Genomic DNA, 21,698 nt, shown 5'->3' on the forward strand with positions numbered 1-21,698 from the left:
CAACCGGCCCATCCGGTTGGGGCCACTGTCGTTTTCCGGGGCCCGCCGCTGCCTCGTGTGACCTCGGTGAAATCTTTCAGCCATGTCTTGACATGGTGATGAAACGATCCGTAGCTTGGCCGATCATTTAGATTCGTGAAGCTGGTTCACGGATATGAACGGAGGCATCCATGCGGGATCGCCGACGCTGTATCGATGTGCGGCTCCGTCGCGGGCGCCGCCTGGCCGCCGCGCTCGCCGTCTCGGGGATCCTGTTCGGAACGGCCGCCTGCGGCTCCGGTTCCGGCAGCGCCCGGGCCGGCGATCCGAACACGCTGGAGGTGTGGACCCGGAGCGATCCGGACTCCGCCCAGACCTACAAACGGGTGTTCGCCGCCTTCACCGAGAAGACCGGCATCAAGATCGACTACCAGCCGGTCATGAACTTCGACCAGCAGTTGCAGAGCCGCGCGTCCACCAAGGACCTGCCGGATGTCATGATCAACGACACTGCGCTGATGGGCAGTTACCAGGCCCAGGGCCTCCTCAAGGCCATCGACCCGGCCTCGATCGCCGGACACGGCGGGATCACCGCCAAGTCCTGGTCGTCCACCGTGGGCCGCGACGGCAGGCACTACGGCATCCCGTACTCCCGCCAGGCCATGACGCTGTTCGTCCGCAAGGACTGGCGCGAGAAGCTCGGCCTGCCGCAGCCGAAGACCTGGCAGGACACGCTCGCCCTCGCCAAGGCCTTCGCCACCCGCGACCCGGACGGGGACGGCAGGAAGGACACGTACGGCATGGTCGTGCCCGGCAGCGCGCAGAACGGCTACGTCGCCTGGTGGGGCGCGAGCTGGCTGTGGCAGGGCGGCGTCCGGATCGTCGAGAAGGAGGGCACCGGCTACCGGCCCGCCATGGACTCGGCGGCCGCCCTGCGCACCGTCACCTGGATGAAGGACAACCTCTTCTGCGGTGACAACGGTGTCATCCAGCCCAGCGCCCTCACCTCCGTCACCGCGAACACGACCAACTTCCAGGACGGCAACGCCGGGATGTACCTCACCGGCCCGTACAACATCTCCACGTTCGACAAGGCACTCGGCAAGGACACGTACGAGGTCCTGCCCGCCCCCGCGGGCCCGGCCGGGAACGACGTGCTGGCCGACGGCGAGGACATCTACTTCGGCGCCAGGACCGGAAAGGCGAAGCAGGAGCAGACGCTGGCCGCGTTCCTGATCTCCCCCGAGGGCCAGACGCTCGCCATGACCGGCGACCACCAGCCCGTCGTGCGGATCCCCGTCAACTCCACGCTGGACGCGGCGAAAGTGCGGGGCGACGCGCGCTGGAGCGTCGTGCAGAAGGCGTACGAGGACGACTCACTTCAGTTCCCCAACGCGCCGGACTGGGCCCCGATCAAGCAGGACACGGCCGATTCCCTCAACGCCCTGTTCACGTACTGCGGCAGTGACGTCAAGGCCGGTCTCAAGGAACTCAACGACACCCTCGCCGGTGACCTCAAGGACCAGGACCTGTTGAAATGACAGCGACCGTGACGACACCCGGGCCGCGCAGAGCCCGGCTCCTCAGCAAGAAGGCCGTACTCGGCAAGAAGGCCGTACTGCCCTGGCTGTTCCTCGCGCCGGGTCTGCTGCTCGCCCTGGTCTTCAAGTTCCTCCCCATGGGCAAGGGCGTCTGGCTCAGCTTCTTCGACGTGCGGCCCTTCCTCGGTGACCAGTGGGTCGGCCTCGACAACTACACACGGGTCCTGACCGACCACCGCTTCCAGGACGCCATCGGCCACACACTGGTCCTCGGCATCGGCATGTCCCTCGGCGGCATCGTCGCCGGCTTCCTCCTGGCCCTGCTGCTCGAAGGCCAGCCCCGCTCCCTGAAGATCATCCGTACCGCCGTCTTCCTGCCCGTCGTCACCGCCACCGCGGTGGTCGGCGAGATGTGGCGGCTGATGTACTACCCGACCTCCGACGGCCTGATCAACAGCGGTCTGGGGCTCCTCGGTCTGGGGCCGGTGCCGTACCTCGACAACCCTGACACGGCGCTGTGGGCGACCATGGCCATGGGCATCTGGATGCTCGCCCCCTACAACATGGTGATCATCCTCGCCGGACTGGCGGGTGTGGACCGCTCGCTGTACGAGGCGGCGGCGATGGACGGGGTGTCGCTGTGGCAGCGGCTGCGGCACATCACCCTGCCCGCGATCCGCCCGGCCCTCGGCATCGTCCTCACCCTCGCCGCGATCCGCGGGCTGCGCGTCTTCACCGAGGTGTACGTCCTCACGGGCGGCGGTCCGGCAGGATCCACCGACGTCTGGATGACCCGGGCCTACACCCTCGGCTTCTCCCGCAACGACATCGGCGGCGCCTCGGCCGCCTCCGTGCTCCTGCTGTGCGTGACGCTGCTGCTCACCGTCACGGTCAACTACTTCCGCAAGAGGGGAGACGTGAGATGAGCGCGCCCGCCATCGAGCCCGTCCGGACCCCGGTGACCGCCTCCCCCGCGCGGAAGTCCGCCGGGAAGCGGCGCACCACCCCCGCCCGTTTCGACACCGCCCTCGGCTGGAGCGACCGGCCGGGCCCCGCCTGGGCGCTGCGCGTCCTGCTCTGCGCGCTCGCCCTGGGCGTCTTCGCGGCGCCGTTCCTGACGGTCTTCTCGGGTTCCTTCAGCGAGAAGGCCAGCGGTTCGACCCTGTCGTTCCTCCCCCACCACCCGAGCCTGCTGAACTTCCAGGTGGCCGGCGAGCGCGGCATCTGGGACTACTTCGGCAACTCCCTGGTCATCGCGGGCGGCGGGCTGCTGCTCCAGCTCGTCGTCTGCACACTCGCCGCGTACGCCCTCGCCCGGCACAAGTTCCGCGGGCAGGCGCTGATCCTGACCCTGTTCATGCTCACGATGATGCTCCCCGAGGAGGTCATCGCCATCCCGCTGTCCCTGGTCCTCGGCCATGTGCCCGTGGTCGGCCTCGATCTGAAGGGGACCGTCTGGGGCGTGATCCTGCCGCTCGGCGCCTGGGGCTTCTCGGTGATGGTCCTCACCGAGTTCATGAAGGACATCCCCGCCGAGATCGAGGAGGCCGCCCGCATCGACGGCGTCGGTGAGCTGCGGATGCTGTGGCAGGTCGTCCTGCCGCTGTGCAAGCCCGCGCTCGGCGTGGCCGGGGTGCTCGGCTTCATCATGATCTGGGACCAGTACCTGCTGCCCCTGATAGCCGCCAAGGACCCCACCGACTACACGGTCACCGTGGCCCTGTCCATCCTGCGCACCGACCCCGAGGTCGGTTCGGGGGTGGTGCTGGCCGGTGCGGTGATCGCCCTGGTCCCCAGCCTGATCGTCTATCTGCTCCTCCAGCGCTCGCTGGTCACCGGCATCGCCGCCGGTGCCACGAAGGGCTGACCACCCAACCCCCACGCATGAGGGAGACATGAAGTTCCACGGAGTGCTGTTCTTCCCGGTCACGCCGTTCGCGGCGGACGGTTCCCTGGACGAGGAACGGCTCGCCCAGCACATCGAGTCGGGTGTCGCGGCGGGCGCGGGAGGTGTGTTCGTCGCCTGCGGCACCGGCGAGTTCCACGCCCTGTCGGCCGATGAGATCGAGCGGGCCACGAGGGTCGCGGTGCGGACGACCGCCGGGCGGGTACCGGTCTTCGCGGCCGCCGGCGGTCCTGTACCGGTCGCCCGGGACCAGGCCGCCCGGGTCGAACGCGCCGGCGCCGACGGCATTCTGCTCCTGCCGCCCTACCTGGTCAGCGCCCCGCAGCAGGGCCTGGTGCGCTACGTCCGGGAGGTCACCGCGGCCACCGGGCTGCCCGTCGTCTTCTACCAGCGCGGCACCGCCCGGCTCACCGAGGACACGGCCGCCGAGATCGCCGCCCTGCCCGGGGTCGTCGGACTCAAGGACGGCATCGGGGACATCGAGCGGATGCACCGCGTCGTCCGCGCGGTGCGCGCCGTGCCGGGCACGGAGGACTTCCAGTTCTTCAACGGCCTGCCCACCGCCGAGATGACCGCCCCCGCCTACCAGGGCATCGGCGTCGAGCTGTACTCCTCGGCGGTGTTCGCCTTCGCCCCGGAGATCGCCCTGGCCTTCCACCGGGCCCTCGCCGAGGACGACGAGGCCCTCGTCTCCCGGCTCCTCGACGAGTTCTACGGCCCGCTGGTCGCCCTGCGCGACGAGGTCCCCGGGTACGCCGTGTCGCTCGTCAAGGCCGGGGTGACGCTGCGCGGCCTGGACGTCGGCGGCGTACGGGCGCCGCTGCTGGATCCGGCACCGGAACACATCGCCCGGCTGTCCAAACTCATCGACCGCGGTCTGGAGGTGGTCGGCGCATGAGCCAGACGCGTATCCGGGAGCTGATCGTCACCCCCATCGCCTTCGGGGACCCGCCGCTGCTCAACTCCAACGGCGTGCACGAGCCGCTCGCCCTGCGGGTCATCCTCCGACTCGTGCTGGAGGACGGCACGGTGGGCCTCGGCGAGTCCCCGGGCGGCACCGCCCGGCTGGAACGGCTTCAGGCCGCGGCGAAGGTGGTGGCCGGAATGGACGTCTTCGACACCACCGCCGTCGCCGCCGCGATCGACGGGGCGCTGCTGCCGACCGTGCCCAGCTCCCACGAGCGCGGCTGGACCACCTCGGCGGTGGAGGTGGCCTGTCTCGACGCGCAGGGCAAGCTGCTCGGCCGTCCGGTCAGCGATCTGCTGGGCGGCAGGGTCCGCGATGCGGTGCCGTTCGCGGCGTACCTCTTCTACAAGTGGGCCGAGCACCCCGCGCTCGACGGCCGTCCGGCCGTCACCGACGACTGGGGCGAGGCCCTCGACGCGGCCGGGATCGTCGAGCAGGCCAGGCTGATGCAGGAGCGGTACGGCTTCAGGTCGTTCAAGCTCAAGGGCGGGGTGTTTCCGCCCGACGAGGAGATCGCCGCGATCCGGGCGCTGGCGGAGGCCTTCCCCGGGCAGCCGCTGCGTCTGGACCCGAACGTGGCGTGGACGGTGGAGACCTCGAAGTACGTCGCACGTGAACTGGACGGCGTGCTGGAGTACTTGGAGGACCCGACCAAGAGCATTCCAGGGATGGCGGAGGTGGCGAGGGACTCGCCCATGCCGCTCGCGACCAACATGTGCGTGATCGCCTGGGAGCATCTGAAGCCGGCCGTCGAGCAGAACGCGATCCAGGTCCTGCTCACCGACCACCACTACTGGGGCGGGCTGCGCCGTACCCGGGAACTGGCCGCCGTGTGCGAGGCGTTCGGGCTCGCCCTGTCGATGCACTCCAACTCGCACCTGGGCATCAGCCTCGCCGCGATGACGCATGTCGCCGCGGCCATTCCCAACCTCGACCACTCCTGCGACACGCACTATCCGTGGAACTCGGCGGACGACGTGATCGTGCCGGGCGTGCTGGAGCTGCGCGACGGGGAGGTCCGCGTGCCGACCGGGCCGGGGCTGGGCGTCGAACTCGACCACGACAAGCTGGAGCAGCTGCACCGGCGGTACGTCGACTCCGGGATGCGCGGCCGGGACGACACCGGCTACATGCGCCGGATCCAGCCGGAGTACGAGCTGCGGCTCCCCCGCTGGTGAACAACGGGCGTGCGCCCCTCCGCGCGGAGGGGCGCACCCGGTCGCCAGGGGGTGTCCGTAAAGTCCCGTCGTCCGCCCGGAGGGCGGGCCCCGCGGCGTTCGGTGCGTGCTCTGGGGGTGCCCCCGGGGAGTGCCGGGCGGACGCCCGCGTACAGGTTGTACGCGGGCGTTCGCCCGGTGCGGCGAGTGGGGGCACCTCCCACGCCCTTGAGGCAGTGGGGGAGCGTGCCGGGCGTCGCGGGGCAGGCGGGACTCTGCGGACCCGCCCTAGGACTTGGGCACTTTCAGCCGGTCCCAGGTGAGCTTGCCGGGGATGCCGTCGGCGTCCTTGCCGGAGAAGCCCTGCTTCTGCTGCCAGAGCGCGTAGGACCGGCGGTCGGCCTCGCTCCAGTCGGGGCTCGGCCCCTCCTCGTAGCGGCTGCACCCCTCGGCGACCAGGCGGCGGCCCATCGCCGTGATGATCGGGGAGCGCTGGCCGACGTGGAAGAACGCCGCGCCGGGGAACGGCTCGTAGGACGGCTTGGGCGACGGCTTGGGGTCCGGGGCCGGCTTGCTGCCGCCTCCGGCGCCCTTCAGCCGGTCGCGTATGCGCTTACGCATGCCGTCCATGGTGAAACCGCGCGGGTCGACCTTGCCCGGCTGCCACTCCTTGTGGCCGATGACGGAGCGCTCGGACCAGCCGTGGTGGCGGCAGATCGCCGCTGACACCTTCTCGATGGCCTCCTTCTGCGCCTCGGGCCAGGGGTCCTTGCCGTTGCCGAGGTTGACGCACTCGAAGCCGTAGAAGTGCCGGTTGCCGTCCGTGTCGGCCTCGTTGTCGGCCGGCAGCGTCGACTCGTTGATCACGGCGCGCAGGACGTCGCCGTCGCCGAGGCCGGCGTGGTTGGCGCGGCCGTTGCCGACCAGGTGGACGTGGCCCTTCTTGTCGATGACGCCGTGGCACAGCGGGCCGGGCAGGCTGGAGTAGCCGTCGTAGCAGATGTCGACGGAGGCGGCGGTGCCGGAGGTGACGGTGTGGTGGATCATCACACCGTTCACCGGGCCCCAGGGGCCCTTGCTGTTGCGGTTGTGGGTGCGCCAGCTGCGGACCTCGTGGACGGTCAGGCCCTCGGCTCTGAGGATCTCCACCAGCTTGGACGCGCTCAGGGGCTTGGCCATCAGTTGTCTCCTTCCACGGCGGCTTCCGCCTCGGCTGTGGTCTGGGACCGCCCGTGGGAGGGGTCCTCGGCGGCCAGTTCCTCGCGGTGGGCCTGTTCCTCGGCCGCGAGCGCGGCCTCGTCCGCGGGCGGCATGCTGCTCGCCAGCGGGCCGAACACAAGGCGCAGGTCGACGGCGCTGCCCTCGCCCTTGATCAGGGCCAGCGGGGCGAAGTGCCGGTTGATGCCGGCCGGGCCCTGGAGCAACGGACGGCGGGCCGCGTCCACCGGCCACTCGACGCTGCCGGTGGCGGTGCGTGCGGGGACGATCCAGTGGTCGCCGGTGCGGTAGGTGCCGCCCTTGGCGAAGTACACCTCGACGCCGTCCTCCAGGGGCAGCCACTCCCGCTCCGCGACGGGGACCGCGCCGCCGCGCAGGGCGGTGGTGCGGCCCTTGCGCTTCGGGCCGCCGCGGTGGTCCCAGCGGCGCAGGTACGGGTTCAGGTGCGCGAGCCGTCCCACGCCCGGGGCGGGTTCGGCGGACAGGCGGACACGGCGGCCCGGCAGGTCCAGCTCCTCGACCCGCAGCAGCGGCAGGGGCTCCAGGCGGGAGGCGTAGGCGGTGTCGACGAACTCCACGTGGTCGCCGACGTCCAGGTCCAGCTTGTCGTCGTGGCCGAGGGAGGCCAACTGCACCCAGGTGCCGTCGAGTTCGTCGACGGGGAAGACGACGGAGCCGTTCTCGCGGGACCACTTGAAGGTGGCGTCCTTCGCCTCGCCGCCCTCGTGGACCTCCACCCGGTACAGCTGGTTCTCCGGACCGCGGTAGCGGGCGTCCGGCTTGACCAGGCACGGGTCCTCGTCGGCGTGGTCGGGCCGCTCGCTGCGGGCGGCGAGCCGGGCCGAGGGGGCCGACCGGCGCTGCGCCCAGCGGGTGAACGCGGCGCGGACGACGTCCTTGGGCGGGTCGGTCTCCTCGATCTCCAGCGCGGCGAGGGACAGCGGCAGCACCTGCCAGACGACCTTCAGGCGGGCGGCGGTGTCGGGCATGGCCGCGCCGAGGGCGACCTCGCGCAGCGCGGGATCCTCGGCCGCGGTGACCGAGCGCTCCCACACGTTCAGGTAGACGACGAACGGCGTCTGGGCGGGCGAGGGCAGCCGGTCGCCGGGCTTCTCCGGGTCGCGGAAGCCGTCGGGCTGGTCCCAGTAGGTCCAGTGCGCGGGCGGATCCGGCGCCGGCTCCTCGCTGTCCTCGTCGGTGACGGGCACGCCGGTGGCCGGGCGGTCGGCGTCGCACAGGATGCCGTCGACGTAGTAGCGGCCGCCGTGGATGAGGAGGGTGTCGATCTCGTGCTTGCCGCCGACGTACTCGATGCGGAAGCCGGCGGCGTGGCGCGGCCCGCCGTGCGGTCCGATCAGGTCGGCGGCGAGGCTGCGTGCCTGGTGGAGCTGGATCGCGGTCTGTTCGTTGAGGTCGGCGTCGAGCTGGACGCGGCCCTGTTGGGCGACGACCGCGGAGTAGTGCCGCTCCGGGCGGAACGTGGAGCGGGAGAGGTCTGCGTGCATGAAGGGTGTCCCCCTGGTTCAGAAGTGCGGGTTCACAGAGTCGGTGGCGGGTGCGCGCCTCACGTCACGAAGAAGATCCCGGCGTCGGTGCCCGCGGGCGTGTACTCGGCGAGCCGGGCCCTGAGGCCGTCCTCGCGCTGCGGCCGGTACAGGTCGTGGAAGGCACCCATCTCGGCGCCGTCGTCCGCGCCGCGCCGGATCTCCTCGGGGCAGCGGTCGGACAACAGGCCGTACCAGGGCGTCCCGTAGCGCTGGGAGGTGAACAACGGCCTGATGCCCGGGGTCTGTTCGGGTTGGCAGCGGTGGCGGCGCGGGGTGCGGGACCCGGTGGGGACGTAGGAGTGGCGCAGGCAGCCGATGCCGCGCCGGGCCACGTGGAGCCGGCCCGTGAAGACGCTGTTCTCGGCGATCCTCACCGCGTGCGTGTGGATCTCGCCGATGACGGTGGTGCGGTGCAGGTGCAGCACGGCGTGGGCGTGGCGGCAGTCCGGGGCGGACAGGGCCTCGCGGTCGTCGGCGGTGGCGTCGAGGACGCTGTCGCGGATGTGGATGTCGAGGGGGTCCTCGCTCACCTCGTCGCCGATGACCTCGATGGTGCCGAGGATGCTGTGCTCGATCTGGAGGCAGGCGGTGGTGCGGTCCAGGACGATGCTCGGCTCCTCGGGCGAGTGCGGCTCGCACTCGGGCTCCAGGGACCAGCCGGGCACGAGCGTGGTGTGCCGCAGGACGACGGCGCCCATCGCGCCCGCCACGTTGATGCCGCGTCCGGCGACGAGCAGCCCGTCGAGGACGACCCGCGGCCGCTCGTGCGGGGCGCAGTCGTCGGACACCGCGCGGATGTTGAGCGCGTCGGGGCGGTTGCTGTACCAGTCGAGCAGGCGGACGACGGGGCGGGTGCCCTCGGCGGCGCGCAGTTCGAGCCGGTCGCCCGGGTCGAGGTCGAAGTCGAGCTGCTCCTGGTAGGCGCCGCTGTGCGTGATCTCGATGATGCCGGCGGGCCCGGTGCGGTCGGCCCGGCGGTCGTGCTGCCAGGCCCGGTAGGCGTCCATGATCTGCCGGTACGTCTGGCCGGGGCCGACCCGGTACACCTCGGCGTCCGGGCGCGGTTCGCGGTCGCGCTCGTACTCGCCGCCGCCCATGTCGGCGGCGAACGCGTAGTGGTAGTCCACCCACACGCCCTGCCGGGGCGCTGAGCGCGACCCGAAGGCGATCCGGCCCAGCTCGGGGTCGACGGCCACCTGGCCACGCTTCGGCCGGTAACGCCAGTCGGACAGGTCGGCGACCACGATGTCCGAGGGCGGTACGGGGTTGTCCTCGCCGTCGAGGCGGATCACGAAGCTCTTGCCGGGGCCGTAGTAGTCGAGCAGCCGGTCGTGCAGGAGGCGGCGGGTGACGAACGCCGGCACGTTGTCGGCGGTGGCGATGTGCGCCGGGGAGGGCTCCGGGAACGGCTTGGTGACCAGCGGGGTGTCGTTGCCGAGGATCGAGAAGGTGTAGAGGTTGCGGGCCCGGTCGATGCAGTAGGCCGGGCTCCGGGTCAGCGCGTACGCCTTCAGCCGCCACACGAAGAGCGCGACGCCGGCCGGGCTCCAGCCGCCTTGCCGGTGCCGTGACTCGGCGCGGCGGACGTCGACCGTACGGGACGAATTCGCGAACGGGCCGCTGCCGAGGGCGAGTTCGGCGCCGTCGCGCAGGTCGGCGAGGCGTCCGCGCGCACCGCGCTCCCCGGTGCCGTACAGCTTCACCGGCTGGGTGTGGGCGACCTGCCGGGACAGTTCGACCGCCCGCGCGGGCCAGCCCGCCACCTGCTCGGACAGCTCCTCCAGGAGGTGCAGGGTGCCCTTGCGGCGGCGGCCCGCGACCGTGGCGGCCACGTCCCGGCGCGGGGCGATGGCCTCGGCCAGGGCCGCCCGGCCGCCGTCGTGCAGGCCGGTGGTCAGGACGCGCTCGTAGCCGGGCAGGGTGCGGTAACCGACCAGGTCGCCGAGGTACGGCAGCACCCAGGGGGCCGCCGTCTCCACGAACAGGTCGTCGTAGCCCTGCTGGACGCCGTCGCGGACGCGGTCGACCTGCTCGGCGATCACCGCGAGCAGGGCACGCAGCGGCCCGCCCTCCTCGGCGTCCCGCAGCAGGTGCCAGCGGGGCAGCAGTGCGGCGAGCCCGTCGGGTTCCCTGGGCACCACCGGGGTCGGCGTCTCCAACTGGGTGTCCGGGGACATCACTTGACCTCCGTCAGAATCAGGGTGTCCGCGGCCCGGGGCGACAGCAGCGCGAGCTGGGCCGGGCGGATGCCGCGGAAGACGTACACCGACCGGCCCCTGGGCAGGCGCCGGGTGTCGGTGATGTCAGGGTTGAGGCGCAGGAGTTCGGCCAGCGGCAGGCCGTACCGGGCGCAGATCTCCGAGAGCGTCTCGCCGTTCTCGGCACGGACCGTGTGGGTCTTCTCGTCGTACGTCGCCGGGTGCGCCGGGACGGTCGCCCGGGGTGGGCCGGGCCGGGTGAGCAGCTCGGTGAGCTCGCCGGGGGTGGCGGAGGCGGGTACGCCGGTGAAGACGTCGACGTCCATGTAGTCGACGCCGGGCACGGTGTGGGCGGTGGCCAGGACCTCGGAGAGGCGGGCGGGGCGGCCCAGCTCCCTGCCCTCGAAGCCGAGCCGGTCCAGCAGGGCCTGCCGCAGGCGCGGCTCGACGATCTGCCAGGAGTGGTCGGGGGCCACCTTCACCTTGGCGGCGATCAGCAGCAGGACCAGTTCCCGGCCGTCCACGCGGACCGGGAGGTTCGCGTCGCCGTACTCGGTGAGGGCCCCGCGCAGCGCGCGCAGGGTGTCCGAGTCGGGCGCGATGGGCACGTCGTCGGTGCCCGCGACCGTCACGTGCAGCACGCGCCGCCGCCCGTCGAAGAGTTCGCGCGCCGAGGCCCGGCCGATGCCGGCCCGGGAGCGGGCGAAGTCCTCGTAGTCGGACTCGGAGACCAGCCGGTCCAGGGCCGAGACGGCCAGCGGGACGGTACGGCGGGTCAGGCCCGGGCCGTCGGCGTCGGCGCCGCCGGTGGCGGGGCGCGGGTTGGTGACCGCGGTGACGCCCAGGGGCCGGGTGAGCGGCTGGGTGACGCGGCCCGCCGGTACGTTCGCGGCCTTGCCGGTGCCGAAGCGGTAGCGGGCGCGGACGTTCTCGTGGCCGGAGGGCAGCCGGGCGCCGTGCACACCGTCGCCGAAGGTCACCGTGGTGCGGCCGTCGGCCGTGGAGCCGGTGATGTAGACCCGCTCGGTCGGGCCGCGTCCGGCGAGGCTGTCGACCTCGTGCCACAGCACACCGTCGACCCGGATCTCCAGCACCGGCGTGGCGCCGAGCGGATTGTCGTCGGCGAGCCAGGTCAGCGGCGACTGCCAGAGCGCGAACGTCTGGTTGACGCGGTCCGAGTCGCCGCTGCCGATGGCCTCCTCGCGGCTCTCGCCGTGGGTGGCCTCGACGACGTTGCCGAGGACGCGGACCGTCTCGCGGCGGTAGCGGTGGGCGAGGTCGGCGGTGAGGGTGAGCCGGGTGTGGACGTGGTCCCCGGGGATCCGGCGGTCCGCGGCGGGGTCGGCGGCGGCGATCGTGACGACCTCGGTGGCCCGTACCCCGGCGGTGCCGGGGATGTCACTGCGTTCGCCCTCGACGATGAGCGTGCGGCCCGGGCGCAACCCGTCGTACAGCTCGGCGAGTTCGATCTCGTTGCCGTGCACGTCCTCGCCGAGCGGTTCGTCGGCGAGGCGCAGCGGCTCGCCCGCCGCGTGCACGGTGGTGTCGCGGATGTGCGACAGGAGCACGTCGAACTCGTCCAGCCAGGCATGGGCGAGGGTCAGTTCGGTGCCGCGGCCGGTGATGCCGTAGTTGGTGTACGCGGCCGTGCGCACGGCCGTCACCTGGGTGGTGACGAACGCCAGCTTCCGATCGCCGGGGACGCCCTTGTCGGCGCCCTTGGCGGGCCGCTGGATCGCCACCCAGCTGCCGACGGTGATGCCCTCGTGCACGGTGTCCAGCTGGAGCGTGCTGCGGTTGACCTGCTCCGGCTTGGTGGCGATGACGATCTCGACGTTGGGTTCGGCTGTGCCCACCGTGTACTTGAGGCTGACCTCGTGCTCGCCGTGCGTGAACTGCTCAGCGGCGCCGGGGCGGAGGGCGATCTGCTCGGACGTGCCGTTGTGGACGCCGACGTGGACCAGGCCCTCGTCGTCGGGCCGCGACACGAACAGGGTGCGCTCCGGCAGGCCGGAGTGGAGGCGGGCGGTGACGCCGGGTTCCTGGGAGTCGGCGGGCCGCCGGTTGAGCCAGCTCAGGTCGCGGTCCTGGCCGGAGCGCACGGACAGCTCGACCTGGCCGGGGCCGAGCGTGAAGGTGACCGGCTGGGTGACGGGCAGGTTCTCGGCACGCTGGTCGGAGCTGCTGCCCTCGACGTACTGGAACTCGGCCCGGACCGGGGCCTTGCCCGCCGTGTCGTACACGACGCGCATGGTCGCCAGCACCGCTCCGGTCAGCGGCCAGTCGGCGGTGCGGATGACCCGGCCGCGGTCGTCCTGGACCGGCTTGAGCGGGGCCGTGGCGCCGAAGGGGGCCGCGGTGACGCGCAGGGCGAGCAGTTCGCGCAGGAGCTGCGGGGCGCCGGGGGCGGCGGCCGTACGCCAGGCCGGGTAGAGACTGCCGAGGCCGGGGTTGAGGGCGGAGAGGAGGCGGGCGGTGTCGGTGCCGGGGAGCTGACGGACACCGGTGGCGCCCCGAGGTGGGGTGGCGCGCAGGGCGGGAAGTATGGCGCCCAGGGCATCCCAAGCGGCGGTGAGTGTGTCGTCCCTGAGGGGCGCGGGGAACTGCGCGACCAGCCCAGACGGCGCCGCAGCCGGCGGACGACCGCTGGAGGCACCCTCATCTACCGTCTGAGCGGGCGCCAACTCCAGCGCTCGCTCGGCGAGTTCGGCCAACACCGCCTCCAACCGCTCGAACCACTCCGCCACGTCCTCATACGGCTCGGCCAGCACCTGCGCCTCACCGAGACGGGCGAGAGGTTCCGCGAGACGGGCCGCGAGCCGCTCGGGGGTCTCGACGCCGTCCAGATCGTTTCGCAAGGGCTCCAGGACCTGGTCCGCGAAGTTCTCGATGAGCCGGCTGACCGGGCGCGGGTTGGGCACCTCCGGGGTCGGCGGCTCCTCCCCCGGCTCCCCCGGCTGCACCGGCGGAGCCGTCCAGCGCCGCACCTCGTCGACGAGTTCTTTCAAACTCGGCGGCGCCGACTGCGGCAGGGAGATCGCCGTGACGTCGTCGTCCCGGTCGACGCGCGTGTTCGCCACCGGCACCAGCTTGCGCTCGCCGCCGGCGCCTTCCCCGAAGACGAACAGCAACTGGTCGCCGGTCCGCAGGGAGTGCGCGGTGCCCTCGACAAACAGCTCGGAGCGCTTCTCGAGGTCCCGCGGGGTGACGAGCGAGGGACGGCGGCGGCGGACCTTCAGCTCGTTGAAGTCCCAGCGGGCCGACAGGTCGCGGCTGGTCTCGAACGTCAGCGACTCCTCGCCGGCGGACGCGGGCACGCTGTGGCTGCGCGCCCCGCGCGGGATCAGCACGTTCTGGGCCTCGGCGCGCGGGTCGCGTTCGAGGGTGTACGCCAGGTGCGTGGCGGCGGCGACGCCGGGGCGCGGCCGGTGTCCGACGAGCCGGCCGAGCAGCACCAGCGAGCGGTGCTCGTTGGCGGTGCGGACGTAGGCCTCGTCGGCGATGCGCTCGGAGTGGAAGGTGAGCAGGTCGCCGAGGACGGCGGTGGCGTCGAGCAGGCCGATCGCCGGGTCGTCCGGGGTGCGGACGGTGAGCTGGTTCAGGGCCGGGTAGGCGGGTGAGGCGAGCCGGTCGAGCAGGGCGGCCAGGAAGGAGCCGTACTCGCCGACGCGGTAGTCCAGCGCCGTGCGGCCGGGCGGGTTGTGCAGCGGGGCCGGCGCGAGGCGCTCGTCGTGGCCGCCGCGGCAGGCGCCGCCGCAGCCGCACTCGTCGGTCGCGGTGACCGGGTGCGTATCCGTCATCGGGCACCTCCCAGGGATATCGCCAGCAGGCCGTTCTCCGGCCGGTCCGGGTCGTTGTCGCAGGTGGCGATCTCCAGCGGGCCGAGCCGCAGCACGCCGTCCTCCCTCTCTCCTCGGTCCTGTCCGTGCAGCCGCCGCAGCCGGGTGACCTCGACGCTCGCCACCCCTGGTACGGCCGCGGCGACGGCGACCAGGCGGCTGAGCCGGACCGGTTCGCCGAAGGTGAGCGCGTCCGGGTGGAAGAAGCCGAGCCGTCCGCGCGGCAGCCGTCCGCTGCCGAGCGCGCGGTACAGCTCGGCCAGGATCTGCCCGTGCTGGTGGCCCGGCTCGGCGCACACGGCGAGCGCGATGTCGAGCGGCACCAGGCGGGCGGGGCCCACGACGAGGTCGTGGCCGATGCGCCGGTACTTCTCCAGCGCCTGTGCGACCGAGTCGAGCAGCTCCCGCGACGGGGCCGCGGTGCCGTACGCGTCGATCGCGATGTGCGCCTCCTGGACGCTTCCCGTCCAGCGGAGTGCGGCCGCCGCCCGCTGCACGCCCGGCAGTTCACCCGCGAGGGCCGCGTAGTCCTCGGCGGTCACGGCGCGCAGCCGGGTGCGGCGCAGGTCGAGCGGGGCCAGCTGGCGTACCTGCTCTACCGGTTCGGGCCGGGTGCCGCCCACTGCGGGCAAGGGGTTGCGTACAGCGAGGGCCGGGGCTTCGCAACCGCTCTGCACGACGAGGTGGTTGATGGCCTCGGCGCCGACGTTGCCGGCGGTGCCGCCGCCGAGCCGGTAGCGCAGTGCCAGCCGGGAGCCGGGCGTGGGCTTGGCGCCGTGCCGGCCGTCGCCGAAGCGCAGGGCCATACGGCCGTCGTCCTCCAGTTCGCCCACGAAGTGCCGCTCGCGCGGACTGCTGTCGAGGAGGTCGCGGCGCGCCTCCCAGGTCTCGTCGTCGCCCTCGACGCGTACGGCGGGCAGCGCCCGGCGCGGGTCCTGGGCGAGTGCCGCGGTCGCCGGGCCGCGCAGCACCGTCTCCTCGGGGTGGAGTCCGGCCGCGTAGGCCGGGCCCCAGCTGTGGGCGATCTCCCAGGCGATGTGTCCGTCGAGGACCGTGCCCGCGCGGGCCCGGGCGCTGAGGACCTCGACACGGCGCAGTTTGGTGTCGAGCAACTGGTCGCTGCGGTAGAGCAGTTCGCGCAGGGCGCGGACCGGGTGGCGGCGCAGTTCGAAGCGTTCCAGCACGTTCAGGCCGTAGACCACGGCGAGTTCGGCGACCTCCTGCTCGCCGAGCCCGTCCCGGTCACGGGCGCTGCGCCACAGTTCGACCAGCCGCTGCCGGATGCGGCCCGGGATGGCGGCGATCCGCTCGGCCTGCCCGGCGGCGACGGTGCCGGGGTCGGGGAAGGGCACCGCCTGGGTGACGGGCGTACGGCCGAGGACGGGGCGGAAGCGGGGCGCGATGCCCGGGTAGACGGACTGGGCGAGCAGGGTGCGCAGCGCGGCGGTCTGGGCGTACGCCGTGCCGGGGACGACCTGTTCGTGCCGCTGCCCGGCGCTCTCCAGGCCGAGGCCGGCGCGGGCGGTGGCGCGCTCGCCGACGACCTCGAAGAGTTCGCGGACGTCGTCGGGGACGAGCGCCCGGCCCGACCGGGTCTTGTCCGTCAGGGCGTTGACGAGCCGCGCGGGCGCGTTGCCCTCCTCGGAGTCCCGGCAGCCGAAGGCGAGCGAAGCGAGATGGGGGTACCCCCGGCCGGAGGCTGGGGGAGGGTCGCACGGAGCGACCACAGCGGGCACGGGCGGCACGGTCACCGTCTCGGGCAGTCCGGTCAGGGTCCGGCCGTGGTCGACGAGGACGACGTTGCCGCGGGCGAGTGTGACGTCCTCGACGGGCAGGCAGTCGCGTCCGCCGCGCGTGGTGAGGCAGAGCGGGAAACGCAGCGCGTCCCCGGCGGCCCAGGTGACCTCCAGGACCGGCTGGTCCTCGATCCGGTCCAGGCCGGGTGTGACGGAGGTGAGACGGACGGCCTGGCGGTGGCTCGGGTCGGCGTCGCCGGGGGTGCCGGTGCGCGGGCCCTTGACCTCCTCCAGGACGATGACGTCGCCGGGCTTGAGGTCGAGCCGGCGCTCGCGGCAGGTCTCCGGGTCCACCCAGGCGTCCCGCAGGGTGGCGGCGGTGGCGCCCTTCGGCAGGGTGCACACCTCCCCGCCCCACGTCCACAGCCGGATCGCGTTGTGCGCGACCCTCAGCTCCAGCGGGTCGGTCGCGACGACCGGTTCGAACACCTCGACCGAGCCGCGCTCGTCGAGGTCGCCGAGCTCGCTCTCGTCGATGACGGTGCCCGGCTCGGGGCGGTCGTGCGGGTCGAGGCTGCGCACGTCGACGGAGGCGAAGCGGAAGGTGCCCGGGGCGAGCGTCCGGTCGTCCGCGGTGCGGACGGTGACGTAGGCGCGGGCGTTGCAGCCGTCGTGCATCGCGTAGTCGATGAGCCGGACGTGACGGCGTACGGAGACACGGCGGCGGGCGGTGTCGAGGTAGGCCTCGGTGGCGACCGCGTCCTGCTGGTAGCTGATCTGGTCGCCGGTGTACGCGAGGAGTTCGACGAGGGTCGTGCCCAGGTCGGCGGGGTTGCGCTCGACCCAGTCGGGGGTGGTGAGCGCGAGCCGGTCCAGGAGCAGCTTGCGGATGGTGTCGTAGTCGCGGGCCGTGTAGTCGATGACGGGTGCGGCGGGGAAGTCCGGCTCCGCCGCGTGCTGGTCCTTGCAGTCGAAGGGGGTCGGGCAGTCGGGCCGGAAGGAGAACGTGGCGCTGTGGTAGCGCTGGTCGAAGCCGCGGTACGGCTCGGTGCCGGGCCGTCCGTACGGGTCGGCCTCGACGAGGGAGAGCCGGTAGCGGGAGGTGTCGCCTGCCTTGTCGAGGGTGACGTAGAGCCGGTCGTCGAGCTCCGGGTCCTCCTCGCGTTCGACGCTCACGTCGACGGCGGTGATGCCGGTGACGCGCCGACCGCCGTCGATGCGGACGTTCTCGGGGCCGAGGCCGTGCGGGGCCTTGCCGAGGAAGGTGACGGTGAGCATCAGGCCGTCGTCGCCGGCCTCGACCGTATCGACTCCGTTGAGCTGGGCGGCCCGCACGCGGGCCCGGCGGGACGCTGTGGTGCCGGTGGTCATGCCGCCCTCCCTTCGAAGACGTCCTCGTGCCGGGTGCCGGTGGCGCGCAGGGCGTACGACAGGTACACGCGCACGACGTGGTCCTCGCTGACGACGTCGAGGGCTTCGACGTCGATGAGGTCGCCGAGCCAGCTCTGGAGCGAGGCCTGGACGGAGAGTTCGAGCGTGCTGATCAGTTCGGGGCTGTTGGGTGTGAACACCAGGTCGAGGAGCCCGCAGCCGAAGTCGGGGCGCATCACACGCTCGCCGGGGCTGGTGAACAGCAACTGCTCGATCAGGTCGTGGACGTGCTCGCCGTGGGTGGCGTGCGCGGTGCGTCCGCGGCGGTCCGCGCGGAACGGGAAGGCGATGTCGCTGCGGGGGCGTGTCCCGCGGCTCGTGGGACTCATCGGACGGTGACCTTTCGCTGCGTGCCCTGGACGACGGGCGGTCCCTGCGGGACGAAGGCCGCGGTGAAGCACTGGGCGGCGGAGATGTCGAGCAGCACGGGCGCGCCGTCGACGGTGATGCCGCTGCCGCCCGCGGTCCAGCGGACCGTGACGCAGGGCATGGGCACCCGGTCGACGGTGTGCGGGCAGCCGGTGACCACGTAGCTGTGCGCGGTGGTGGCGACGGCGGCGCCCGCGACGCGTACGCCGCCGGCCGGTGGGGTGGCCGCCGTGACGCGCCCGCCGTGCGGGCAGCCGATCACGGCAGCGGTGTCCAGCAGACTCCCGGATGTTCCGGACACGTTCTTCGTTCCCCCGTTTCTATCGCTTGGACGCGACGGTCAACTGGCCCTCGTTCACGTCCACCTGGTCACCGCGCAGGGTGATTTCCGCGCCCAGGCCGTTGGAGATCACGATGGCTTCCTTGGTGATGCGGATGTACGCCCCGCCCTGGGCCTGGAGCAGGATCCCCTGGTCGGTGCCGGGCGGATCGCTCATCACGATCTTGTGCGCCTCGGGTGTCTGGACCACGACGGGCTTGGCCTGGGACGCCGGCTGGACGAGCCGGCGGGCGTCGGGCGGCAGTTCGGCCTGTTCCCCGTACCAGCACCCCGTCCACACCGGGAAGCTGGGGTCGCCCTGCTCGAACTCGACCCACACACCGGCCCCGGGTGACGGCACCACGAACTGCCCGGCCTGCGGCCCGGTGAACGGCAGACAGGGCAGCGCCCAGGTCGACGGCTCGTCGCCCAGGACGTCCGGGACCTCGACGGTGATGCGGCCGATGTGCAGTGGATCGTTGTTGTCCACGACTCGGCCGCGGAACTTGCCGAGGTAGCGATTGCCGGGTGCCGCCATGTGTACTGCTCCTGGTCGTGGTGATCGGTTCGGGTGGATCAGGGCCCTGACGCGGACGCTGATCAGGACCTGGTGCAGGCGCTGATCAGGGCCTCACGTACGGGCTGCGTGCTTCGAGTCCCTCTCGGGAGAGCGTGAAGTTCTGCCGGAAGGAGCCCGGACGCAGGGTGTGCGTGACGGACTTGACGTAGTAGTCGCCGTCGTACGCACGGCCCGAGCCGCGCACGCCGACCAGCTGGCGCGGCTGGAGGATGTAGCCGTGCCGGTTGACGTCGAGCGAGCCGGAGCCGGAGATGACGTCGGCGGACACGGCTGCCCTTGCGAGCAGTTCGGCCTCGGCCTGCTCCCGCTGCTGTTTGGCGGTACCGGAGAGCGTCTTGCGTTTCAGGGCGGGGGTGGGCCGCTTGCCGAGGGGCGGCCGCAACGGGCTGATCGGCGGTTGCGGCAGCAAGGTCGACTGCCGGGTCCCCGGGTCCTGCCAGCGGGCCTGCGGCTCTTCCCGCGCCGTCCCGTCGTAGGCGAAGGTCAGCTGGTCGACGGTGGAGTTGGCGTCCATGTTGACGTTGAGGGCGTGCTGGCGGATGCCCAGGCGGACCTCGGGCCCCCAGCGTGCGCTGGACTGTCCGGGGGCCGGTCCGGGCTCCAGGTAGAAGGTGTAGCCGTTGGCCCGCGCGAGGTCGTTGATGTACTGGAGGTCGGTGCCCGTCTGGTAGTGGACGCGGAGGTCCTGGTGCGGGGGCTGGGTGACCTTTTCCGTGTACACGTCGGGCCGGATGCCGTAGCCGGAGTAGCGGCGCAGGATGGTCAGGACCCGCTGCGACGGCGGCATGTTGGGGTACCGGTCCGTGCGCTCCTCCAGGTCCATGACGAGGGCCAGGTCCTCGCCGGTGACGGTGAGGGTGGAATGTCCCGGCTGGTTGCTGGCCCCGACCTCCTGGCGCACGATCAGCCCGTCGAACAGCACCTCGGGCGTGCCGCGGACGGTGACGGTCACGACGAGACGCGTCTTCGGGTCGAAGAAGCCCTCGGGCAGCAGGGTGCGGTTGATGAGCCCGTTCTTGGTGAGGTCGAAGGCGAGCTGGAAACCGCTGCGCTCCCCCGCGGTGGCCGTGATCTGGGCCGACAGCAGGGCCTCGGTCACCTCGGCGGGGACGGGGCGCACCAGTTGCGGTCCCATGTGCAGGGTGACGTGAACGGGGCCGCGCCCCACCGGCAGTTCAGACACGCCGGTCCCCCCGCGGGAAGTGCCCGGCGAGCGGGATGTCGACCTCGCTGCCCGGCTCGGCGGTCAGCTCACGCGGGTCCAGTACGGGGTTGGCGTCGGCGATCTGCCACCACTGTCCGGGGTCGCCGAAGTAGCGCTGGGCGAGGAGATCGGGACGCTCGCCGGTACGCACGGTGTGCACCTGCGTGTCCTCGCTCTCGTCGAGAGGCGGCAGCAACCGGCGCTTGGTGTAACGCACTTCGGTCCCGTCGGGCTGCCGGTGCACCCCGATCTCGGCGTCGTGATAGCGGCTGGTACGCGGGTAGGGATGAGCCCCCGGTATCGCGTCAAGCGCGTTCTCGTACGGTTCGATGCCGGCCATGTCCGGTACTCAGCCCCTTCCCACCGCGATGTCACCGGGCCTGAGCCCCAGCGACCCGAGCCCCGCGGTGCGTGCCGCGCCGGCGAGGCGTTCCTTCTGCGCGAGGTGCGCGTAGTACAGCTCGGCACCGGGGTGGCCGAGCGGCAGGTCACTGACGGTCAGCACCTTGAGGCCGATGCTCAGGGAGGCCCGGATGGGATTGAGGTTGACGTCGAAGGCGGACTCGTTGATGGACAGCTCCGTCAGCCGCACGGGCATGACGCGCTTGCTGCCCCAGGTGAACAGGGTCAGCGGCATCTCGATCGGACTGATCTCGATGGTCCCCTTCTTCGACAGCCGGCTCGCTTCCCTGAGCTGCGCGGAGGTCGGCTGCACGAGCATTTCGAGCACCGCGAGCTGGGGGTGGATACCGTCGGGAGCGGCGATCTCGAACTGGTCCGTCGCGTCGATCTCGGCGGTGAACTTCCACGTTTCCTGGGCCGGCCCCTTGAGGCGGAGGGCCTCGTTCCTGTCCCCGTTCCCGTTGCCTCCTCCGCCGGAATCGCCGCTGCCTCCTGCCGACTGGGGCGAGAGGCTGCGTTCCAGGGTGTCGGGGTTGAACTGGAGGACGATGATGCGTTGGGGGGTGCCGCGTTCGGGGTCCAGGAGGACTATTCCGGAGCGGATGGGTTTGGGGATGTCGGCGTAGCGGGTCACAGGCGGGCCTCCAGGCGTTCCTGCAGAGGCGCGTAGTCGTGATCCGGGAACTGTTCCGGAAAGACGCGCAGCATGGTTCTGAGATCATCCAGGGTGCTGCCGAACTCGTCGGCGCCGAGCGAGACATCGGCGAACAGGTACTGCCAGCCGATGACGCCCTTCGTGATGATGAGGTTGTCGAGGTAGTCGCGGTAGTCCATGTCGAGTTTGACGAAGGTGTGGAACCTGTCGAGGTACCAGATCTCCGGGCTTGACACGCCTGGCAGGAACCGCATCGTGGTCAATTGCCCGCTGCCGCCCCTGGAGGCGTCGTCGAGGATGGTGAGTTGCGAGAGCAGTTCCTTGTCGCTTTCGTACCAGGCGTGGTCGTCCAGGTTGCGGAGTCCTACCCCCCTGCTGGCGCCGATGTTCATCACCCTGAAGTCACCGACCAGCGGCAGTTCGGGTTGAGTGGAAACCCAGTGCAACGCCATGAAGCGGTGCGGGAAGAGGGCTTCCTTGATCCGCTCGGTGAGCTCGATGCCGTCTTCGGCCATCAGATCGAAGACGCCCATGGGGTTCCGGCGCGCGGCGCCCGGGCCCATCTCCTCATACATGACGTCGCAGAACGGCGATTCACGTACCTCGTCGATGGCGTCGAGCAGACGTCGCTCGTATGGAAGCATCCGATC

The 21,698-nt window shown here is 71.9% G+C and carries 17 protein-coding genes; 5 read left to right on the plus strand and 12 right to left on the minus strand.

The annotated features are described in order from the left end of the window. Nucleotides 1-170 precede the first annotated feature (170 nt). Genes ABFX81_RS21420 through ABFX81_RS21440 form a run of 5 tightly spaced genes read left to right on the plus strand, consistent with a single transcriptional unit; the run spans nt 171 to nt 5,571 of the window. Nucleotides 171-1,520 carry a type 2 periplasmic-binding domain-containing protein gene (locus tag ABFX81_RS21420; protein WP_086848660.1) on the plus strand — a complete coding sequence of 450 codons (1,350 nt, stop codon included), beginning with the start codon at nt 171-173 and terminating at the stop codon, nt 1,518-1,520. Then, nucleotides 1,517-2,446 carry an ABC transporter permease subunit gene (locus tag ABFX81_RS21425; RefSeq protein WP_086848658.1) on the plus strand — a complete coding sequence of 310 codons (930 nt, stop codon included), beginning with the start codon at nt 1,517-1,519 and terminating at the stop codon, nt 2,444-2,446. Before ABFX81_RS21420 ends, ABFX81_RS21425 begins: the two co-directional genes overlap by 4 nt. Then, on the plus strand, nt 2,443-3,387 hold the full coding sequence (locus tag ABFX81_RS21430; RefSeq protein WP_086848656.1) for an ABC transporter permease subunit: 945 nt from the start codon (nt 2,443-2,445) through the stop codon (nt 3,385-3,387). The genes ABFX81_RS21425 and ABFX81_RS21430 overlap by 4 nt, the downstream gene beginning before the upstream one ends. Before the next feature lie 28 nt (nt 3,388-3,415). Further along, nucleotides 3,416-4,324 (plus strand): 5-dehydro-4-deoxyglucarate dehydratase, encoded by a 909-nt coding sequence (locus ABFX81_RS21435; protein WP_086848654.1) that lies wholly within the window; start codon nt 3,416-3,418, stop codon nt 4,322-4,324. Continuing rightward, a complete protein-coding gene (locus ABFX81_RS21440) occupies nt 4,321-5,571 on the plus strand; it encodes an enolase C-terminal domain-like protein (protein ID WP_086848652.1) in 1,251 nt (416 codons plus the stop codon). The genes ABFX81_RS21435 and ABFX81_RS21440 overlap by 4 nt, the downstream gene beginning before the upstream one ends. A gap of 267 nt (nt 5,572-5,838) precedes the next feature. Here the strand turns inward: ABFX81_RS21440 and ABFX81_RS21445 are convergent, their stop codons facing one another. The 12 genes from ABFX81_RS21445 to ABFX81_RS21500 all read right to left on the minus strand — a co-directional run bounded on the left by ABFX81_RS21445 (nt 5,839) and on the right by ABFX81_RS21500 (nt 21,692). Further along, entirely contained in the window at nt 5,839-6,729 is an 891-nt protein-coding gene (locus tag ABFX81_RS21445; protein WP_086848650.1) for a peptidoglycan-binding protein, read from the minus strand. Beyond that, complete coding sequence (locus tag ABFX81_RS21450; RefSeq protein WP_086848648.1) at nt 6,729-8,273, minus strand: DUF6519 domain-containing protein; 1,545 nt, start codon at nt 8,271-8,273, stop codon at nt 6,729-6,731. The genes ABFX81_RS21445 and ABFX81_RS21450 overlap by 1 nt, the downstream gene beginning before the upstream one ends. Nucleotides 8,274-8,332: 59 nt before the next feature. Next, nucleotides 8,333-10,492: a hypothetical protein gene (locus ABFX81_RS21455; RefSeq protein WP_346138492.1), complete on the minus strand. Its 2,160-nt coding sequence runs from the start codon at nt 10,490-10,492 to the stop codon at nt 8,333-8,335. Further along, complete coding sequence (locus tag ABFX81_RS21460; protein ID WP_346138493.1) at nt 10,492-14,313, minus strand: putative baseplate assembly protein; 3,822 nt, start codon at nt 14,311-14,313, stop codon at nt 10,492-10,494. The genes ABFX81_RS21455 and ABFX81_RS21460 overlap by 1 nt, the downstream gene beginning before the upstream one ends. Beyond that, nucleotides 14,310-17,459, minus strand: coding sequence for a putative baseplate assembly protein (locus tag ABFX81_RS21465; protein ID WP_086854389.1), 3,150 nt, complete (start codon nt 17,457-17,459; stop codon nt 14,310-14,312). Before ABFX81_RS21465 ends, ABFX81_RS21460 begins: the two co-directional genes overlap by 4 nt. Next, nucleotides 17,456-17,848 carry a GPW/gp25 family protein gene (locus tag ABFX81_RS21470; RefSeq protein WP_086854390.1) on the minus strand — a complete coding sequence of 131 codons (393 nt, stop codon included), beginning with the start codon at nt 17,846-17,848 and terminating at the stop codon, nt 17,456-17,458. Before ABFX81_RS21470 ends, ABFX81_RS21465 begins: the two co-directional genes overlap by 4 nt. Beyond that, the gene (locus ABFX81_RS21475; protein ID WP_086854391.1) at nt 17,845-18,189 is read right to left on the minus strand and encodes a hypothetical protein; all 345 of its coding nucleotides are present in this window, start codon (nt 18,187-18,189) and stop codon (nt 17,845-17,847) included. The genes ABFX81_RS21470 and ABFX81_RS21475 overlap by 4 nt, the downstream gene beginning before the upstream one ends. 19 nt (nt 18,190-18,208) lie before the next feature. Beyond that, nucleotides 18,209-18,745 (minus strand): phage baseplate assembly protein V, encoded by a 537-nt coding sequence (locus ABFX81_RS21480; RefSeq protein WP_020276139.1) that lies wholly within the window; start codon nt 18,743-18,745, stop codon nt 18,209-18,211. 85 nt (nt 18,746-18,830) lie between these two features. Beyond that, nucleotides 18,831-19,970: a hypothetical protein gene (locus ABFX81_RS21485; RefSeq protein WP_346138494.1), complete on the minus strand. Its 1,140-nt coding sequence runs from the start codon at nt 19,968-19,970 to the stop codon at nt 18,831-18,833. After that, nucleotides 19,963-20,331, minus strand: coding sequence for a LysM peptidoglycan-binding domain-containing protein (locus ABFX81_RS21490; protein WP_086855153.1), 369 nt, complete (start codon nt 20,329-20,331; stop codon nt 19,963-19,965). The genes ABFX81_RS21485 and ABFX81_RS21490 overlap by 8 nt, the downstream gene beginning before the upstream one ends. Nucleotides 20,332-20,340: 9 nt before the next feature. Then, nucleotides 20,341-21,027, minus strand: a complete 687-nt coding sequence (locus ABFX81_RS21495) for a hypothetical protein (RefSeq protein ID WP_086855154.1) — start codon at nt 21,025-21,027, stop codon at nt 20,341-20,343. Beyond that, nucleotides 21,024-21,692 carry a hypothetical protein gene (locus ABFX81_RS21500; RefSeq protein WP_086855155.1) on the minus strand — a complete coding sequence of 223 codons (669 nt, stop codon included), beginning with the start codon at nt 21,690-21,692 and terminating at the stop codon, nt 21,024-21,026. Before ABFX81_RS21500 ends, ABFX81_RS21495 begins: the two co-directional genes overlap by 4 nt. Nucleotides 21,693-21,698: the final 6 nt, after the last annotated feature.

Origin of the sequence: Streptomyces coeruleofuscus, from assembly GCF_039532725.1 — a bacterium.
Lineage (GTDB): Bacteria > Actinomycetota > Actinomycetes > Streptomycetales > Streptomycetaceae > Streptomyces > Streptomyces coeruleofuscus.

Coding starts and splice junctions, on each gene's coding strand:
- ABFX81_RS21430 (WP_086848656.1), top strand. CDS start 2,443: ATGAGCGCGCCCGCCATCGAGCCCGTCCGGACCCCGGTGACCGCCTCC.
- ABFX81_RS21500 (WP_086855155.1), bottom strand. CDS start 21,692: ATGCTTCCATACGAGCGACGTCTGCTCGACGCCATCGACGAGGTACGT.
- ABFX81_RS21425 (WP_086848658.1), top strand. CDS start 1,517: ATGACAGCGACCGTGACGACACCCGGGCCGCGCAGAGCCCGGCTCCTC.
- ABFX81_RS21490 (WP_086855153.1), bottom strand. CDS start 20,331: ATGGCCGGCATCGAACCGTACGAGAACGCGCTTGACGCGATACCGGGG.
- ABFX81_RS21450 (WP_086848648.1), bottom strand. CDS start 8,273: ATGCACGCAGACCTCTCCCGCTCCACGTTCCGCCCGGAGCGGCACTAC.
- ABFX81_RS21470 (WP_086854390.1), bottom strand. CDS start 17,848: ATGAGTCCCACGAGCCGCGGGACACGCCCCCGCAGCGACATCGCCTTC.
- ABFX81_RS21480 (WP_020276139.1), bottom strand. CDS start 18,745: ATGGCGGCACCCGGCAATCGCTACCTCGGCAAGTTCCGCGGCCGAGTC.
- ABFX81_RS21435 (WP_086848654.1), top strand. CDS start 3,416: ATGAAGTTCCACGGAGTGCTGTTCTTCCCGGTCACGCCGTTCGCGGCG.
- ABFX81_RS21455 (WP_346138492.1), bottom strand. CDS start 10,492: ATGTCCCCGGACACCCAGTTGGAGACGCCGACCCCGGTGGTGCCCAGG.
- ABFX81_RS21440 (WP_086848652.1), top strand. CDS start 4,321: ATGAGCCAGACGCGTATCCGGGAGCTGATCGTCACCCCCATCGCCTTC.
- ABFX81_RS21460 (WP_346138493.1), bottom strand. CDS start 14,313: ATGACGGATACGCACCCGGTCACCGCGACCGACGAGTGCGGCTGCGGC.
- ABFX81_RS21420 (WP_086848660.1), top strand. CDS start 171: ATGCGGGATCGCCGACGCTGTATCGATGTGCGGCTCCGTCGCGGGCGC.
- ABFX81_RS21445 (WP_086848650.1), bottom strand. CDS start 6,729: ATGGCCAAGCCCCTGAGCGCGTCCAAGCTGGTGGAGATCCTCAGAGCC.
- ABFX81_RS21465 (WP_086854389.1), bottom strand. CDS start 17,459: ATGACCACCGGCACCACAGCGTCCCGCCGGGCCCGCGTGCGGGCCGCC.